The sequence below is a fragment of the Brevundimonas sp. ABV4_179 genome, assembly GCF_056311945.1.
Window position 1 is genome coordinate 277,341 of the sequence record NZ_CM149976.1, and the last position, 17,122, is coordinate 294,462.

At 67.2% G+C, this 17,122-nt stretch carries 12 protein-coding genes; 5 read left to right on the forward strand and 7 right to left on the reverse strand.

Annotated features, from left to right (window positions below; translation table 11 throughout):
• Positions 1–9: 9 nt before the first annotated feature.
• The 7 genes from ACYX4P_RS01380 to ACYX4P_RS01410 form a co-directional block, all read right to left on the reverse strand.
• Positions 10–738 (reverse strand): HupE/UreJ family protein, encoded by a 729-nt coding sequence (locus ACYX4P_RS01380; protein ID WP_476070179.1) that lies wholly within the window; start codon positions 736–738, stop codon positions 10–12.
• Entirely contained in the window at positions 735–3,923 is a 3,189-nt protein-coding gene (locus ACYX4P_RS01385; RefSeq protein WP_035308111.1) for an efflux RND transporter permease subunit, read from the reverse strand. Before ACYX4P_RS01385 ends, ACYX4P_RS01380 begins: the two co-directional genes overlap by 4 nt.
• A 14-nt stretch (positions 3,924–3,937) precedes the next feature.
• Positions 3,938–5,200: an efflux RND transporter periplasmic adaptor subunit gene (locus ACYX4P_RS01390; protein WP_035308110.1), complete on the reverse strand. Its 1,263-nt coding sequence runs from the start codon at positions 5,198–5,200 to the stop codon at positions 3,938–3,940.
• Positions 5,197–6,513, reverse strand: coding sequence for a TolC family protein (locus ACYX4P_RS01395; protein WP_052004992.1), 1,317 nt, complete (start codon positions 6,511–6,513; stop codon positions 5,197–5,199). Before ACYX4P_RS01395 ends, ACYX4P_RS01390 begins: the two co-directional genes overlap by 4 nt.
• A gap of 53 nt (positions 6,514–6,566) precedes the next feature.
• A complete protein-coding gene (locus tag ACYX4P_RS01400) occupies positions 6,567–7,013 on the reverse strand; it encodes a hypothetical protein (RefSeq protein WP_088582500.1) in 447 nt (148 codons plus the stop codon).
• Positions 7,014–7,328: 315 nt separating this feature from the next.
• Positions 7,329–8,453: an acyltransferase family protein gene (locus ACYX4P_RS01405; protein WP_088582501.1), complete on the reverse strand. Its 1,125-nt coding sequence runs from the start codon at positions 8,451–8,453 to the stop codon at positions 7,329–7,331.
• Between the two features lie 879 nt (positions 8,454–9,332).
• Positions 9,333–9,608: a metal-sensitive transcriptional regulator gene (locus ACYX4P_RS01410; protein ID WP_088582502.1), complete on the reverse strand. Its 276-nt coding sequence runs from the start codon at positions 9,606–9,608 to the stop codon at positions 9,333–9,335.
• A gap of 107 nt (positions 9,609–9,715) precedes the next feature.
• On the opposite strand from ACYX4P_RS01410, the gene ACYX4P_RS01415 reads away from it, so the two are divergent.
• From ACYX4P_RS01415 to ACYX4P_RS01435, 5 genes are all read left to right on the forward strand, one after another.
• On the forward strand, positions 9,716–12,064 hold the full coding sequence (locus tag ACYX4P_RS01415; RefSeq protein WP_409360161.1) for a heavy metal translocating P-type ATPase: 2,349 nt from the start codon (positions 9,716–9,718) through the stop codon (positions 12,062–12,064).
• A gap of 281 nt (positions 12,065–12,345) precedes the next feature.
• Positions 12,346–13,026 carry a DUF305 domain-containing protein gene (locus tag ACYX4P_RS01420; RefSeq protein ID WP_052004990.1) on the forward strand — a complete coding sequence of 227 codons (681 nt, stop codon included), beginning with the start codon at positions 12,346–12,348 and terminating at the stop codon, positions 13,024–13,026.
• 55 nt (positions 13,027–13,081) lie between these two features.
• Positions 13,082–13,552, forward strand: coding sequence for a DUF305 domain-containing protein (locus tag ACYX4P_RS01425; RefSeq protein WP_112863190.1), 471 nt, complete (start codon positions 13,082–13,084; stop codon positions 13,550–13,552).
• 137 nt (positions 13,553–13,689) lie between these two features.
• The gene (locus ACYX4P_RS01430; RefSeq protein ID WP_112863189.1) at positions 13,690–15,552 is read left to right on the forward strand and encodes a copper resistance system multicopper oxidase; all 1,863 of its coding nucleotides are present in this window, start codon (positions 13,690–13,692) and stop codon (positions 15,550–15,552) included.
• A complete protein-coding gene (locus tag ACYX4P_RS01435; protein WP_312572909.1) occupies positions 15,549–17,072 on the forward strand; it encodes a copper resistance protein B in 1,524 nt (507 codons plus the stop codon). The genes ACYX4P_RS01430 and ACYX4P_RS01435 overlap by 4 nt, the downstream gene beginning before the upstream one ends.
• Positions 17,073–17,122: the final 50 nt, after the last annotated feature.

A 17,122-nucleotide genomic window follows, 5' to 3' on the forward strand; every position in this document is an offset into this window, starting at 1 on the left:
GGTCTCCCGTCAGGCGACGAAGAAGCCGACGAGCTGATAGCCCGTCAGGATGAAACCGAGGATCATGAGGATGACGTTGGCCAGATAGGCGTGGCGCCCGAAGCTGGCGGTCCGGCGCCAGAATCCCATGGCGATCAGGATGGCTCCGAGCGCCAGAAGCTGGCCGATCTCCACGCCGATGTTGAAGGCGATCAGGTTGACCAAGAGGCCGTCTGAAGACAGCTGGAAGTCCTGCAGTTTGGTCGCCAGACCCAGGCCGTGGAACAGACCGAACGCCAGGGTCGCGGCCCTGGCGTCCGGCTGGACACCGAACCAGCGTCGGTAGGCCCCCATGTTGTCGAGCGCCTTGTAGACGACGGACAGGCCGATGATGGCGTCGATCAGATAACTGGAGACGTTGACGTTCAGCATCACGCCCAGCAGCAGGGTCGTCGAATGCCCGACGGCGAACATGGTGACGTAGAGGCTGATATCCTTGAGGCGGTAGAGGTAGAAGATCACCCCGAACAGGAACAGCAGATGGTCGTAACCGGTGACCATGTGCTTGGCCCCCAGATAGACGAAGGGCCAGAAGACGATGCCGGACGTCTCCTGGATGTAGCCCTTGTCCCCTGCCGCCACCCCGTGCGCCAGGGTGGCGGTGAACAGGTCGTTGAGGAAGAGCACCAACAGGCCTGCGCTCAGCAGGCCGATGGGCGTTCGCAACCAGGCGGTCGCGCGCTGGAGACGCGGGTTCATGAAGTCCTCCGGGAGTATGCGAAGGGAAGCCGCTCACGCCACGACCGTCTGACGCCGTTCGGCGAAGACGGGCGGCCGTGGACGAGGCTGTAGAGGGCGGGGAGCACGAGCAGGGTCAGCAGGGTCGAGGAGATGATCCCGCCGATGACGACCGTGGCCAGCGGGCGCTGGACCTCGGCGCCGGCTCCGACGTTCAAGGCCATGGGCACGAAGCCGAGGCTGGCGACGAGCGCCGTCATCAGCACCGGGCGAAGACGGGTCAGCGCCCCCTCCCGGATTGCCTCGCCAAGAGGCTTCCCTTCGGCGATCAAGCTGCGGATGAAGGTGACCATGACGACACCGTTGAGCACGGCGACCCCGGACAGGGCGATGAATCCGACCCCCGCCGAGATCGACAGAGGCAGCCCACGCAGCATCAGGGCGGCCACCCCTCCGGTCAGGGCCAGAGGCACGCCGGAGAAAACGATGGCCGAGTCCTTGACCGAGCGGAACAAGGCGAACAGCAGGCCGAAGATCAGCAGCAACACCGCGGGAACCACGAGTTGCAATCGTTTGGCGGCCGAGATCAACTGCTCGAACGTTCCGCCATAGGTGACCCAATAGCCGGCCGGTATGGCGACCTCAGCATCGACCCGGTCCTGAACCTCGCGGATGAACGAACCCAGGTCGCGGTCGCGGACATTGGCCGTGGTCACGATGCGGCGTTTGCCGTTCTCTCGGCTGATCTGGTTCGGACCCTTTGTGAGTTCGATCGTGGCGACCTCATTCAGGGGCACGAACTGACGCGGCTGTCCTTCGCCCGCCGGGAGCGGGACCTGGAGACGACCGATGGCGTTGGTGTCGGCGCGCAGACGCTCGGGCAGGCGGACAACGACGTCGAAACGACGGTCACCCTCGAAGATTTGCCCGGCGGTCGTGCCGCCCATCGAGGTGGAGATAACCGACTGGACGTCTTCGATGCTCAGGCCAAGGCGCGCCATGGCGGGTCGGTTGGGTGTGATCTGGAGCACCGGCAGGCCGGTGATCTGTTCGGTCTGGGGATCGGCGGCCCCGTCCACCGAGGCCACGATGGCTTCGATCTCGGCGCCGAGGCGCAGCAGTTCGTCGAGATCGTCGCCATAGACCTTGATGGCGACGTCGGCCCGCACCCCGCTCAGCAGTTCGTTGAACCGCATCTGGATCGGCTGGGTGAACTCGTATTTGCTGCCGGGAATCTCATTCACGGCCTCTTCCATCTCGGCGACGAGGTCGCCGCGAGACTTGCGAGGGTTCGGCCAATCCTTCCTGTCCTTCAGCATGATGAAGGTGTCGGCGACCGAGGGCGGCACCGGATCGGTGGCGACCTCGGCGGTGCCGATCTTGGCCACGACCCGCTCCACCTCGGGGAAGCGGGCGATGCGGGCTTCCAACGCAGTCTGCATCTGCACGGCCTGGGTCAGGCTGGTGCCCGGGATGCGCAGGGCGTGCATGGCGATGTCGCCTTCGTCGAGATTGGGCACGAACTCCGAGCCCATCCGCGACGCCCCGAACCCGGCGAGCAGCACCAGCACGACCGCAATGCCGATCATCAGGCTGCGGGTCCTGAGCGCGAAGTCGAGCGCCGGCTGATAACCCACCCGGGCCCAGCGCATCAGGAAGCTGTCCTTCTCCTCGACCTTGCCGGTGACGAACATGGCGACGGCGGCGGGTACGAAGGTCAGGGACAGCAGGAGCGCTGCCGTCAGGGCGATGACGACGGTGATCGCCATCGGGTGGAAGGTCTTCCCCTCCACCCCGGTCAGGGCGAAGATGGGGACATAGACCAGGGTGATGATCATGACCCCGAATAGCGAGGGCCGGATTACCTCGCTGGAGGCGGTCGCCGCCAGATCGAACCGTTCCTCGCGGGTCAGGATACGACCCAGGCGATGCTGGGCCTCGCCGTAGCGCCTGAGGCAGTTCTCGACGATGATGACGGCGCCGTCCACGATCAGGCCGAAGTCGAGCGCGCCGAGGCTCATCAGATTGCCGGAGGTTCCGGTCCGCACCATGCCGGTGATGGTCATCAGCATGGTGACGGGAATGACCGCCGCCGTGATCAGGGCCGCGCGGATGTTGCCGAGCAGCAGGAACAGCACGACGATGACCAGCAGGGCGCCCTCGACGAGGTTCTTTTCGACGGTGTGGATGGCGCGTTCCACCAGTTCGGTGCGGTCGTAGACCGGCGTGGCGACGACACCGGGCGGCAGGGCCTTGGCGGCTTCCTGCAGGCTGGCGGCGGCGGCCTGGGCGACGATACGGCTGTTCTCGCCAGCCAGCATGAGAACCGTCGCAAGGACCGTCTCCTTGCCGTTCTCGGTCGCGGCGCCGGTGCGAAGTTCCTGGCCCATTCCGATGTCGGCGACGTCCAGGATGCGGATCGGAACGCCCCCACGCGTGGCGATCACGATGTTGCCCAGGTCTTCACTCGTCGAAGCCTGCCCCGGCACCCGGATCAGATACTGTTCGCCGAAGCGCTCGACATAGCCCGCGCCGACGTTGGCGTTGTTGTTGTCCAGCGCTTCGACCACCTCGGCCATGGTCACCCCGTAGGCCGCCAGCCGCTGCGGATCGGGTGTGACGTGATACTGACGCTCGTAGCCGCCGACGGTGTTGACCTCGGTGACACCGCGCGTGTTGCGAAGCTGGGGCCGGATGACCCAGTCCTGAAGCGTGCGCAGGTCTTCGGTCGTATAGGGCTGGCCGTCGGGACGTCGTGCACCCGGCTCGGCCTCGACCGTATACATGAAGATCTCCCCGAGGCCGGTGGCGATAGGGCCAAGTTCAGGGGTGACGCCGGGGGGAAGCTGACCGAGGGCGCTTTGGAGGCGCTCATTCACCAGTTGGCGTGCGAAATAGATGTCGGTGCCGTCGTCGAAGATGACGGTCACCTGGCTCAACCCGTATCGCGAAACCGAGCGGGTGTATTGAAGGCCCGGAACGCCTGCGACGGCGGTCTCGACGGGGAAGGTGATGCGCTGTTCGGCCTCCAGCGGCGAATAGCCGGGGGCTTCGGTGTTGATCTGAATCTGGACGTTGGTGATGTCCGGAGTGGCGTCGATCGGCAGGCGCTGGAAGCTCCAGACGCCGATGGCGCAGGCCAGGAGGACGAGCCCCATGACCGCCCATCGGAAGCGGATCGACAGGGCGATGATGCGTGCAAGCATGGTTCTCGCGCCCCCTAGTGATCATGGCTCGCGCCGGACTTTTCGATGTCCGCGCGAATGAGGAAGGCGCCGTCCACGACGTATTCGGTTCGGGGTTCGAGCCCGCCAAGCACCTCGGTCCACTCGTCGGTCCTTCGGCCCAGTTCGAGCATCCGCACCTCATAGGTGTTGCCGACCTTGGCGTAGACGACCTGGAAATCGCGGAACGGCTGGATGGCCTTGGTCTGGACGGCGAGAGGCACTGCACCCTCACCGACCTGAACGGTGCCCTGTACTCCCAGGCCCGGCCGCCAGACGCCGCCCTGATAGGCCAGTTCGACATGGGCGATCAGGGTCTGGCTCATCGGATCAGAGCCGGGCAGGATGGTTTCGATGACGCCATTGAAACGGTGGTCACCTGCCAGACTGGTGACCTCGACCCGCTGGCCCCGGCGGACACGTTCTGCATCGCGCGGATAGAGGGCGAACTCGGCATGGAGGCGGGTTGGGTCGCCGATCACCAGCATCGGCTCGCCGCCCGCGCCGGTGATGGCCCCGGCGTTGACGTTCTTGGCCATGATGACGCCGGAGATCGGCGCGGTGACGGAATAGGTCTGGAGGCTCTCGCTGGACTCGACCCGCGCCACAACCTGGCCTCGCGATACGCGCTGGCCCAGTTCGACGTTCAACGCCATCACCCGACCCGGATAGCGGGCGAAGACATCGCTCTGGCCCTCAGGCGTGATCTCGACCCGACCGCTCAACGGCAGAGACTCGCCCAGGACTGCGGAACCGGCGCGCTGCGTGGTGACGCCACCGGCGCGGGCGGCGTCGGCTGAGATGACGGTGCGACCCTCATAGGACTGGTAGGCCCAGGTCGATCGCTTGCCGTTCTGGGTCGCCGCGACCGCCACGTCGAAGGAGTGCGGCTCGGAGACGACACCGGGGCTGGCGAGATAGTCCTCGGTCGGGATGAAGGTGAACCGATCGACCTTCGGCCCGAGACGGGTCAGGGCCATGGTCGCCTGGACCTGACGTGGATCGAGCGGCTTGTCCTTCAGATAGGGATAGAGCCGGAACAGGGGCTCTGGTCCTTCCTCGAAGATGGTGATCTCAAGGGCGAAGTCTCCGTCGCGGAGCATCCGGCCTCGGTGAGGGCCACGCTCATAGTCGGCGGCGGCAGCCTCGCCGTTTTCGCCTGCCTTTTCGGCGGGCTTGTCTCCGCAAGCGGCGGCGGCGAAGGCGAGGACGATCGCGGACGCAACGAGCCAGCGCCGCGAAGGTGTCAGGCGGATCATGGTTGAGTCTCCAGGGCGAGGATCAGGGCGCCGTGCGCGCCGGTCAGTCTGTCGAGGCGGGCGCGATCGATATGGAATTGCTTGAGCACCGCGACGCGGCGGGCGCGGGTCTGCAGCAGGGCGGTCTGGGCGGAGATGACGTCGTTGTAGGTGAAGCCGCCCCTGTTGAAGCCGTCGCGCACCAGAACGACGGCGCGCTCGGCCTGGGGAAGGGTTTCCTGCCCGATCCTGCGAGCTTCGCTGGCTCGGGCCATGACCTGAACCTGCAGGCGCGCGATCTCACGTTCACGGTCGATGCGGGCGGCGGCGAGATCACCCTCGGCGGCCAGCCCCTCCGCTCGGGCGCGGTCGATGGCCCCGAGGTTCTGGTCGTAGCGACCAAGGGGAATCGACGCGCCGACGACAAAGCCGAGGTCGTTGCCGTCCCCGAAGTGACGGACGCCGGCGCTGACCGTGGCGTCCGACCGGGCGCGGGCCGTCTCCACCGCCACCCGGGCGACGGCGATGTCGCGCTGTGCGACGAAGATGTCCAGGTCCGCCTGGGCGACCCCATCCGTGACGTCGAGCGCCGACCGGGTGTCGGCGAAGGTCTCGGCGCCAAGGGTGAAGTCCGATGACCCATCCCAGAACCGGGCCAGCGAAATGTTGGCGACCCGGACGGTAATCCCGGCCTGATCGAAGTCGATCTGGGCCTGAGCCAGTTCGGCCTCGGCGCGCGCCCCGGCGAACAGAGGATCGCGCGCCATGTCCACGCGGCGACCGACCTCGGTCTGGAACCGTTCGGCGAGGTCAAGGCGCTCGCGGGCGATCTCCAACTCGGCCTGAGCCGCCAGAGCTTCCGCCCAGGCGCGCTGCACCTGTTCGAGCCGGTCCAACTGGCGAATGCGCGCGGTGGCGTCGACCAGCAGCCCTTCGGCTTCGGCGAGAGAGACACGGGCGGACCTGTCACCGCCCCGCTCGAACCGTTGCTCGACTGTGAGCGTGGTCTCGGTCCGACGGAACAGGTCGCCTCCGCCGATGGTCGGAAAGTTCTCGACCATCACCCCAAGCGTGGGGTTGGGACGAACGTCCGCCTGACGCACGGCTGCCCGCGACGCCTGTCGCCGGGCCTGGGTCGGTGCCAGTGAGGGATCGACCAGGGCGGCTCGACGCAGCGCCTCGTCCAGCGACAGTACAGGCGCGGTGGACGTGGCCGCCGCATCCTGTGCGACAGCAAGGGTCGGCGGCAGCGAGGCCGCCAGAATGAGCGCGAGGGCCGACACGGCCGTCAGTCGCGCCCACGGCCCGGCAATGCCGGACGATGGGGTCTTCAAGGGATTCTCTCCGGGAAACGGGGGTGCACGCGCGACCGATTGGCCGCGTCGGATCAGATGATCGTGCGCGTCCGTCTGGGAGGGTATTCAGGCCCGTCGCCGTCGTGGGCCGGACGTGCGCCATCGCCCGCCGGCTGGATCAGCACGGCGTTCATGGCGACGAGGGGGCTCAGATCGCGGTTGAGGATCGGGATGGCGGTGTGGCTGTCGCCGCTCGTATGGTGGTGATGGCTTGCTGGACGCCCGGCCTCGCCCTCGTCTTCGCCGTCTTCGGCTTGATCCAGTGGATCCTCGGCCGGCGCGTCGGGGGCGATATGGACGTGCAGCGAGCCATGATCGACGTCCGCGATCTCTGCGTGATCACCGTGGCCGATCGCGACTGCCGGCCAATCCGACGCATGGGCAATCTGGTGCCGCCCTTCCTGAACCCCATGCAGGCTCAACGTCGCCACGAGGGCGGCGCACAGGCTGACGCAAATGGTGCGAAACAGGCGAGACAAGATTGAACGGCTCCTTCATCCGCCATAGTGCGACCCGATCCCAATGGCAACGGTCGAGGTTGCCGCATCACGATATGGCTAGGATTCGTCCTTCAGGTGGATACGTGATGGCGGAGGTCGGGAGCTCCGTTGACGGCTGCGACGATGCGAACATTGATCGATCCGCCAGTCGTGGTAAGGGGCGGCATGGGAGTGACTCACTATCATTCTCAAAATGTTTTCTTGGTGGGCTGCGGGTCGCTGCGGCGCCAGTGCGGCGCCGACCGGTCGGGATTGACCGACGCCGAGGCAGTACCCACGTCTCGTGGCCCGGGGTCAGGCCGGCGCTGCGGGCCGGGCTCGCCGGCTTTCGAACCGGCGTCGGATCCAGGTTCGCCCAGGTTTCTCAACGAGCAGATGCAGGGCCGCCGCGATCAGCGCCGTGACGACGAACAACCCTGCCAGTTCGACTGGCGTGATGCGGAAGGCGCTGTCGATGCCGCGCAGTTCGGCGACCACGCCCTTGAAGGCGACGAGGACGGGCATGTGCACGAGATAGAGGGCGAAGGAGGCTTCACCGGCGAAAACCAGCGCAGGGGCGGCGAGAGGCCCCTCGCAGTCCGCGCGTGCGAGCAGGGACCAGGTCAGGATAACGGGGGCTGAGAGGGCGACGATGATCCGGTCGTCCAACGACAGCTGCATAGCGCCGAGCAACACGAGGGTAGCAGCCAGGGCGGCGGCGATGGCGACGGGCCGGCTCCAGCGCCAGCGATGGCCCAAGCCGTAGAGCGCCATGCCGATCAGAAAGGCCGGCGCTATGCGCAAGATGCCCATGTCGTCCTCGGCCCGAGGCAGAACCTTGCCGAAGGTTGAGACGTAGGCCGCGTCGATGACAACATAGCTGACGATGCCCAAGCCGAGCAGGAACCAAGGACGATGTCTCATCCGGATGGAGAGAAGGGCGTAGGCCGGGAACAGCAGATAGGCGAACCATTCCGCCGAGAGCGACCAGGACGGGCCGCTCCAATTGTATCCGATTTCGCTTGGAAACCACGCCTGTACCAGGAACAGGGTCTTGAAGAAGCCCTCTGTCGTGTAGGTCGAGAGATCGAACGGAACGCCAGAGATTGAAGCTCCGAGCACCATGATCAGAACACCGCCTAAAATCGCCAGATGGAGGGGATAGAGCCGAGCCAAGCGGGCCACGAGGAAGCGCCTGTAGCTGAACGTTCCTGCGGCGAAAGCGGGGCCGTAGACGTGGGCCAGAATGAAGCCCGACAGCATGAAGAAGGCGTCGACCCCCAGCCGGCTTCGCTCGATGATCGGGCTGTAGCCCAGGGCCGGATCCCACTGAAGCTGGTAGTGGAACAGCACCACGCCCATGGCCAGGAAGGCCCGCAGGCTGGTCAGGGCCCTCAGATCAGCCGGGTAGCCTTCGTGAGTCGGAGAAACGGACGTCATGAACGATGGCCCCCACGGCGGGCGGCACAGGACGGACCGCTTAATTGGTATACGCATCGGTCGCCGCCATCCCTCATCCTCTCGCATCCGGGGGTCAGGCCTGCCGCGCTGGAGAAAAGGCCATGATCTGATCCTGCGCCGCTCGCGGGCTCATGGCGGTCGGCTTGCAGGTTTCATCGGAAGGCGGGATGACGCGTGCCACCGGCTCAGCCCACAGTTCAGCGCGGGCCGTGGTGAACGATGGCCTGGATCTCATCGAGCGCGGTTTTCTCCATGGGCGATGGATGGGCCGTCTATGCGGGCGCGCACGAAGACCACGTCGCCCACCCATGTCGCAATCCAGCTGACCGTGGCTCGCGCGGGCTCGGTCCGCGTGGTTCTGGACGACCGTCCGCCCTGAGCCGTCAGGCGATCGTCATCGGGCCTTCTGGCGCTGATCGGCCGGCCCTCGCCTCGTCATTCCGCCCTCTCCGACGGCCCTGTCGAGCCCTGAGGCCCAGCCGGACCGCATCGTGGCGGGCTTCAAAGAACAGCTCGGCGTCAAGGTATGTAAGCTGGATGCACGCCTTGAAGGGGCGCTCCTCAAGCCGTCTGAGGACCCGGCGCCCGGAGCCGTCGCCCGGGAGCCTGGGCGGTCGGCGCCTCAAGGTCCTGGCCTAGGCGCAGATGCAGGCTCCACGTCTTTGCTACGCGCCCGTGATTTTCCGTGGGTTTTTCGGCCTGTTCACCAGCCTGTGGGATCATCTCTTGGGCAAGTTTCCGGTCCGGGGTCCACACGCCCCGGGCAGGCCAGATCGGCGGTCGGCCCGACTACCCGAGAGGATATTTTAAGACGCTCGCCGAACCAATCCGACGGGATGTCTAGGGAAATGTCCTGCGCTACCGCGAGGCGCGTCCGAGAAGGTCGATCAGTTCTGTGGCCTTGGCCTTGCGATCGGAGAGATCGTCGCCGGTCATCGCCCCCATGACGCAGTGGTCAAGGTGGTCTCTGAGCACCTCGCTCTCGACGCGCAGCAGGGCCGCCCGTACGGCCTGGAGCTGGGTGAGGACCTCCACGCAGTAGCGGTCCTCCTCGACCATCCGGGCGATGCCGCGCACCTGGCCCTCGATCCGGTTCAGGCGGTTCAACACCTTGGGTTTTGTTTCCGTCTGCATCCAATTCCTCGCTCTGACCGTTCGACCATACCCCAGGACAGCGCCTTGCGCGATACCCCCTTAGGGTATATATGGCGTCCAGCTGTTTCAAGGAGCCCGCCATGTCCATGCCCTCCCCTTCGCATCCGCCCGACCACAGCTGCTGTTCGGCCAAATCGGCGGACAGCGGCGCGAAGGCGGTCGATCCGGTCTGCGGCATGACCGTCGATCCGGCGACCACAGCGCATCGGGCGGCCCACGACGATAAGGACTATTTCTTCTGTTCGGCGGGCTGCCGGACCAAATTCATCGCCGATCCGGACCGCTATCTCGGCGAGGCCCGGCAACCGGCGCCTGTCATCCCGGGCGCCATCTACACCTGCCCGATGCATCCGGAGGTGCGCCAGGAGGGCCCGGGCTCCTGCCCGATCTGCGGCATGGCGCTGGAGCCGGAGACCGTCACCGCCGAGGCGCCGGTCAATCACGAACTGATCGACTTCACCCGCCGCCTCTGGGTTGCCGCGGTCCTGACCCTGCCCGTCTTCGCGCTCGAGATGGGCGGCCATCTGACCGGACTGGCGATGCGGATTTCGGGCCAAACCTCCAACTGGATCCAGTTCGCGCTGGCGACGCCCGTGGTGCTGTGGGCCGGCTGGCCGTTCTTCCAGCGGGGCTGGGCTTCCCTCCGCAACCGCAGCCTCAACATGTTCACCCTGATCGCCATCGGCGTCGGCGCGGCCTGGATCTACAGCGTGGTCGCGGTGCTGGCGCCGGCTCTGTTCCCGGCGGCGGTCCGCCGGATGGACGGCAGCGCGCCGGTCTATTTCGAGGCAGCGGCCATCATCACCGTCCTGGTTCTGGTGGGCCAGATTCTTGAGCTGCGCGCCCGCGAACAGACGTCCGGCGCCATCCGGGCGCTGCTTGATTTGGCGCCCAAGACTGCGCGGCGGCTCCGTGACGACGGCGGCGACGAGGACGTCACGCTCGACATGGTCGCCGTCGGAGACCGGCTGCGCGTCCGCCCCGGCGAGAAGGTGGCGGTCGATGGCGAGATTCTGGACGGTCGGGTGACCATCGACGAGTCCCTCGTCACGGGTGAATCCATGCCGGTGACCAAGGACGTCGGCGACAAGGTCGTCGCCGGATCGCTCAACAAGACCGGCTCGTTCGTGATGCGGGCCGACAAGGTGGGCGCCGACACCCTTCTGGCGCAGATCGTCCAGATGGTGGCCCAGGCCCAGCGCAGCCGCGCGCCGATCCAGCGGCTGGCCGACAAGGTGTCCGGCTGGTTCGTGCCGGCCGTGATCGCCATCGCGGTTCTCGCCGCCGTCGTCTGGGGCCTGATCGGTCCGGAGCCGCGCCTGTCCTACGCCCTCGTCGCCGCGGTGTCGGTGCTGATCATCGCCTGTCCCTGCGCCCTGGGCCTGGCCACGCCGATCTCGATCATGGTCGGGGTGGGGCGCGGCGCCCACGCCGGGGTGCTGATCAAGAACGCCGAGGCGCTGGAGCGTTTCGAAAAGGTCGACACCTTGGTGCTCGACAAGACCGGTACCCTGACGGAGGGGCGACCGTCGGTGACGGCCATCCGGCCCGCCGCCGGGTTCGACGAGACCGAGCTTCTGAGACTCTCCGCCAGTCTGGAGCGGGCCAGCGAACATCCGCTGGCCGACGCCGTCGTCCGCGCCGCGACGGATCGCAAGCTCGCGCTGTCGGAGGCCTCGGAGTTCGACAGCCCGGTCGGGCGTGGCGTCACCGGGGTGGTCGACGGCCGCCGCGTGGCGCTCGGCAACGGCCGCTACCTCGGCGAGATCGGCGTCGATGTCGCCGCCCTCGAGGCCGAGGCCGAGGCGCTACGCCAGGACGGCGCCACCGCGATCTTCGTGGCCGTGGACGGGGCCGCGGCCGGCGTCCTCGGCATCGCCGACCCGGTCAAGGCGACGACCGCCGGGGCCATTCGCGATCTGAAGGCCGCGGGCCTGCGCCTGGTGATGATGACCGGGGATAACCGGACCACGGCCGAGGCGGTGGCGCGCCGGCTCGGCATAGACGACGTCCAGGCCGAGGTCCTGCCGCAGGACAAGGCGGCGGTCGTCGAGCGGCTGCGCGCCGAGGGCCGGATCGTCGCCATGGCTGGCGACGGGGTCAACGATGCCCCGGCCCTGGCCGCCGCCGATGTTGGTGTGGCCATGGGCGCAGGTTCCGACGTGGCGATCGAGAGCGCCGGCGTCACCCTGCTGGGGGGCGACCTCCAGGGCATCGTCCGGGCCCGCAAGCTGTCGAAGGCGGTGATGAGCAACATTCGCCAGAATCTCGTCTTCGCCTTCGGGTACAACGCCCTGGGCATCCCGGTCGCGGCGGGGCTGCTGTACCCGGTCTTCGGCCTCCTGCTGTCGCCGGCTCTGGCGGCGTTGGCGATGGCCCTGTCCTCCGTGAGCGTCATCGGCAATGCGCTGCGGCTTCGTGCGGTCAGACTTTAACGGGGGCGGCATGGGGGACCGGGGCCAGGAGAAGGCGACGACCGGCGTTTGCGCCATTACGCACTCCGGCAGCCGATCCCTCGCCTGATCCAACAGCGTTCGGGTATATTTGATCAAGGCGGAACCGTGTCGGAGGACCCGGATTTAACTGGCGTTCATGTCCGGTTGCGCAACGGCGCCGAGATCCCGGTTCAAGTCCGCGTCCCGCCGCCGCCCCGCGGCGCTTTCGTCAACTAGCCGCCGGCCGATTCGCCGGCGCCGCCCCACGCCGGAGACACCCGATGTTCAACCTGACCTTCACACGCTCGTCCGTTCTGCTCGCCGGCTGTTCCGCTCTCCTCGTGGCGGCGTGCAGCCCGGCCGCCGAGCCGCCGGCGGCCTCCAAGGCCGACGAGTCGGCGCAGACTCCGGAGCCCATGGCGATGGCGCAGACGCCCTTCTCCGCCGCCGAGGCGAGGATGCACGAGGCCATGAGGTCGGCGACGGGAGCCAGCGCCGGAGAGGCATGGGCCCGCAAGATGATCCCCCATCACCAAGGCGCCCTCGATATGTCCCAGATCGTGCTGCGCGACACGCGGGATGCCGACATTCGCCGGATGGCGCAGAAGACCGTCGAGATGCAGACCGGGGACATCGCCGAGCTCCAGCGTTGGCTCGAAACAAACGTGGGGGCCGCAGCCGGTGCGGCAGCGCCGGGCGGAGGCGGTGAGCCGCCGTTCGCGCCGGCCGAAGCGAAAATGATGGAGGCCATGATGGCCGCGACCGGGGTCGACACGGACCAGACCTGGGCTCGCAAGATGATCGCGCATCACCAGGGCGCCCTCGACATGGCCCAGGTGGTGCTGCGCGAAAGCCAGGACGCCGACATCCGGCGCATGGCGCAGAAGACGATCGAGATGCAGACCGCGGACATCGCGGAGCTGCGCGCCTGGCTGGAGGCTCATCCCGCCAGCGCAGGATGATCCGGCGTCGGCGAGAAGTCCCGTTGCAGATTTGCGAGTAGAGGAAGAACAATCGATGGAAAACATGAAGACCATGCACGCCATGAAGGGGAGCTACCGTTCCTTCGGCTTCGAGCTCGTCTTGGATTTCATCATCATGTACCTGGTGATGTACACGATGATCGCGTCCCTCAATCACTTCTATTTCAACCTCAACAACGTCTACATGACGCTGATGATGGTCTCGCCTATGGCGATCCTCATGCTGGTGTTCATGCGGTCGATGTATCCGTCGAAACGGACGAATCTGCTGATCGGCGGGGCTGCCGCCCTGGTGTTTGCGGTCAGCTTCTGGGGTATGCGGACCCAGGCGGCGGTGGGAGACACGGAGTTCCTGCGTTCGATGATCCCGCACCACTCCGGCGCCATCCTGATGTGCCAGCAAGCCTCGCTGACGGATCCGGAAGTGCTCGGTCTGTGCGAGGAAATCGTCCGCTCCCAGGAACAGGAGATCGCCCAGATGAAGGCTCTTCTGGCGCGGCGCTGATCCAGCGCTAGGCGACGGGAGTTTCCGGCCCGGTCGGCTCTGCGGCAGCGTGTCGCGAGGGGCGACCGGGTCGCCTGCGTAAAACCATATAGATCGTCGCCTCGCCGAGGCGCGGTTCTGACTTTAAGGAGTATCTTATGAAGCTGGATCGTCGACTGCTGCTGCGCGGCGCCGTCGCGGGCGGCGGTCTCGCCGCCTTGCAGGGCCTGATGCCCGCCTGGGCGCAGACGGGCTCGCCGGGGCTGCGGTCGGACCTGCCTACCCTGACTGGGCCGAATATCGATCTGACCATCGGTCAGACGCCCTTCACCGTGAACGGGCGCACCGCGACGGCCACGACCATCAACGGCGTGCTGCCGGCGCCGGTGTTGCGGCTGCGCGAAGGCCAGAACGTCCGTCTGGCGGTGACGAACACCCTGGACGAAGACACCTCGATCCACTGGCATGGGTTTCTTCTACCCTTCCAGATGGACGGGGTGCCCGGGATCAGCTTCCCAGGCATCAAGCCGCGCGAGACCTTCGTCTACGAGTTTCCGATCAGGCAGTCCGGCACCTTCTGGTATCACAGCCACTCCGGCCTGCAGGAGGCGCTCGGCCACTACGGGCCGATCGTCATCGATCCGGCCGGCGCCGATCCGGTCGCCTACGACCGCGAGCATGTGCTGGTCCTGTCGGACTGGAGTTTCATGCATCCGCACGAAATCCTCGACAAGCTGAAGAAGAGCCCCGGCTACTTCAACCGGCAGCGCACGACCCTGGCGGGCCTCTTCTCCGGCGAGGACCGCATGAGCCTGGAAGAACGGCGCATGTGGGGCCAGATGCGGATGGACCCGCGCGACATCCTCGACGTGAATGGGACGACCTACACCTATCTGATCAATGGACACGGCCCGCAGGAGAACTGGACCGGCCTGTTCCGACCCGGCGAACGGGTGCGACTGCGCATCATCAACGCCTCGGCCATGTCGATCTTCAACGTCCGCATCCCCGGCCTGCCGATGACGGTGGTCCAGGCCGACGGCGAGAACGTGCGTCCGGTCGAGACCGACGAGTTCCAGATCTCCGTCGCCGAGACCTATGACGTTATCGTCCGGCCGACCGAGGACCGGGCCTACACCATCGTGTCGGAAGCCATTGACCGTTCCGGCATGGGGCGGGCGACCCTTGCTCCGCGCCTGGGGATGACCGCCGAGGTTCCGCCGCTCCGCGAGGTTCCCAACCTGACCATGAAGGACATGGGCATGGGGGACATGGGCGGCATGGGCGGCATGGACCACGGCTCGATGGGGGGCCAGCCGGGCGGCGCCATGGCGGGGATGGATCATAGCGCCATGACCGGCGCCTCCGGCGGCACCATGGCCGGGATGGATCACGGCGCCATGGCGCCCCAGTCCACGGGTGCGATGACCGGGATGGACCACGGCTCCATGGCCGGCATGAACATGCGCGATCCCGCCAACGCCCCGCCGGACATGGCGGTGGGGGTCGGCGTGGACGCCATCGCCATGGCGCCGGCCAACCGCATGGGCGAGCGCCCGACGGGACTGGCCGACGTACCCCACCGCGTGCTGGTCTACACCGACCTGGTCTCGCTGACGCCCAACAAGGACCAGCGTCCCCCGTCGCGGACCATGGAGATCCACCTGACCGGCAACATGGAGCGGTTCATGTGGGGCTTCGACGGGAGGAAGTTCAGCGAACTGGTCGAGCCGATCCGCTTTGAGCGGAACGAGCGGGTGAGGGTGACCCTGGTCAACGACACCATGATGGCCCACCCCATCCATCTGCACGGCCACTTCTTCGAACTGGTGACCGGCGGACCGGCGGGCCACCAACCGCTGAAGCATACGGTCAACGTTCTCCCCGGCGGCAAGGTCACCTTTGACCTGACCGCCGACAATCCCGGGGACTGGGCCTTCCACTGTCACATGCTGATGCACATGCACGCGGGCATGTTCAACGTCGTCACCGTCCGCCCGATGTCAGGAGCCTCGTCATGATCCGTCGGTCCGTGGGTCTCGTCCCTCTGCTCCTCGCGGCCTCGGCCGGCCCGGTGTTCGCCCAGAGCCACGCCGGGCACGGCGCGGCGGCTAACGCCGTCCAGACCGCCGTCCAGCTGCCCGCCGGTTGCGTCCGGCGCGGCGCGCCGACGGCGGATCCGTCCCGCGTCGGAACGCCCGGGGCGCCGGTCTGCCCGACCGGCGCCGTGCCCGAGCGCGCGCCGGCGTCGGCGGATCCCCACGCCGGGCACGACATGTCGACGATGAGCCAGACCGCGCCCGCGCCGGCCATGCCGGCGGGACATGACATGTCGACCATGCAGAGCGGCCAACAGCCGGCCGCCGCCGGTCAGCCGGATCCCCACGCCGGGCACGACATGTCGACGATGCGGCAGACCGCGCCCGCGCCGGCCACGCCGGCGGGCCACGACATGTCGACCATGCAGAGCGGCCAGCGGCCGGCCGCCGCCGGTCAGCCGGATCCCCACGCCGGACATGACATGTCGACGATGGGCCAGACCGCGCCGGCGCCGGCCATGCCGGCGGGACATGACATGTCGACCATGCAGAGCGGCCAGCAGCCGGCCGCCGCCGCTCAGCCGGATCCCCACGCCGGGCACGACATGTCAACGATGCGGCAGACCGCGCCCGCGTCGGCCATGCCGGCGGGACATGACATGTCGACCATGGGGCAGATGCCCCCGGGTCATGACATGTCGGCCATGGCGATGCCGCCCGACGTGCCGACCAGCGCGGACAACCCGGGACGCCCTCCGGAAATGCCCCTTCCGCCCGGGGCGACCAGCGGCCCCGCTCACGCCGCCGATACCCTGTTCGATCCCGCGGAGATGGCGGCGGCCCGCGAACAGCTTCGCGTCGAGAATGGCGACGTGCGGACCACCGCGGTGATCATCGACCAGCTCGAAGCGACCTTCGCCGACGGCGAAGAAGCCTACGCCTGGGACGCCCAGGGCTGGACCGGCGGCGACATCAATCGCTTCTGGTGGAAGTCCGAAGGGGAGGGAGCCTTCGACGGCGAGGTCGAGGAGGCCGAGATCCAGGCCCTCTATAGCCGGGCGTTCCGACCCTTCTTCGACTTCCAGACCGGCCTGAGGCAGACCTACCGGCCCGAAGGCGACCGGACCGACCTGGTCGTCGGCATCCAGGGTCTGGCGCCCTACTGGTTCGAGGTCGACGCGGCGGCCTTCCTGTCCAACAAGGGCGAACTCACGGCGAGGGCCGAGGCCGAATACGATCAGCGCATCACCAATCGCTGGATCGTCCAGCCCCGGGCCGAGGTGGTGCTGTCGGCGGAGGACATCCCCGAACTCCGGATCGGGTCCGGCCTGTCGACGCTCCAGATCGGGGCCCGCTTGCGCTACGAGTTCCGCAAGGAATTCGCACCCTATGTCGGCGTCGAATGGACCAAGAGCTTCGGCAATACGGCGGACTTCCTGGAAGCTGACGGGCGAAGCTCGGAAGACACCCGGCTGGTCGTCGGCATTCGGGCGTGGTTCTAGCGAAGCGGCGGCGGGTCTTGTCTTGACGCCGGCGCCCCCACAGGCACGCA

Bases quoted from the DNA above. Each gene is read 5' to 3' on its own strand.
- ACYX4P_RS01380 (WP_476070179.1), bottom strand. From the start codon at position 738: ATGAACCCGCGTCTCCAGCGCGCGACCGCCTGGTTGCGAACGCCCATC.
- ACYX4P_RS01385 (WP_035308111.1), bottom strand. From the start codon at position 3,923: ATGCTTGCACGCATCATCGCCCTGTCGATCCGCTTCCGATGGGCGGTC.
- ACYX4P_RS01390 (WP_035308110.1), bottom strand. From the start codon at position 5,200: ATGATCCGCCTGACACCTTCGCGGCGCTGGCTCGTTGCGTCCGCGATC.
- ACYX4P_RS01405 (WP_088582501.1), bottom strand. From the start codon at position 8,453: ATGACGTCCGTTTCTCCGACTCACGAAGGCTACCCGGCTGATCTGAGG.
- ACYX4P_RS01410 (WP_088582502.1), bottom strand. From the start codon at position 9,608: ATGCAGACGGAAACAAAACCCAAGGTGTTGAACCGCCTGAACCGGATC.
- ACYX4P_RS01415 (WP_409360161.1), top strand. From the start codon at position 9,716: ATGCCCTCCCCTTCGCATCCGCCCGACCACAGCTGCTGTTCGGCCAAA.
- ACYX4P_RS01420 (WP_052004990.1), top strand. From the start codon at position 12,346: ATGTTCAACCTGACCTTCACACGCTCGTCCGTTCTGCTCGCCGGCTGT.
- ACYX4P_RS01425 (WP_112863190.1), top strand. From the start codon at position 13,082: ATGGAAAACATGAAGACCATGCACGCCATGAAGGGGAGCTACCGTTCC.
- ACYX4P_RS01430 (WP_112863189.1), top strand. From the start codon at position 13,690: ATGAAGCTGGATCGTCGACTGCTGCTGCGCGGCGCCGTCGCGGGCGGC.
- ACYX4P_RS01435 (WP_312572909.1), top strand. From the start codon at position 15,549: ATGATCCGTCGGTCCGTGGGTCTCGTCCCTCTGCTCCTCGCGGCCTCG.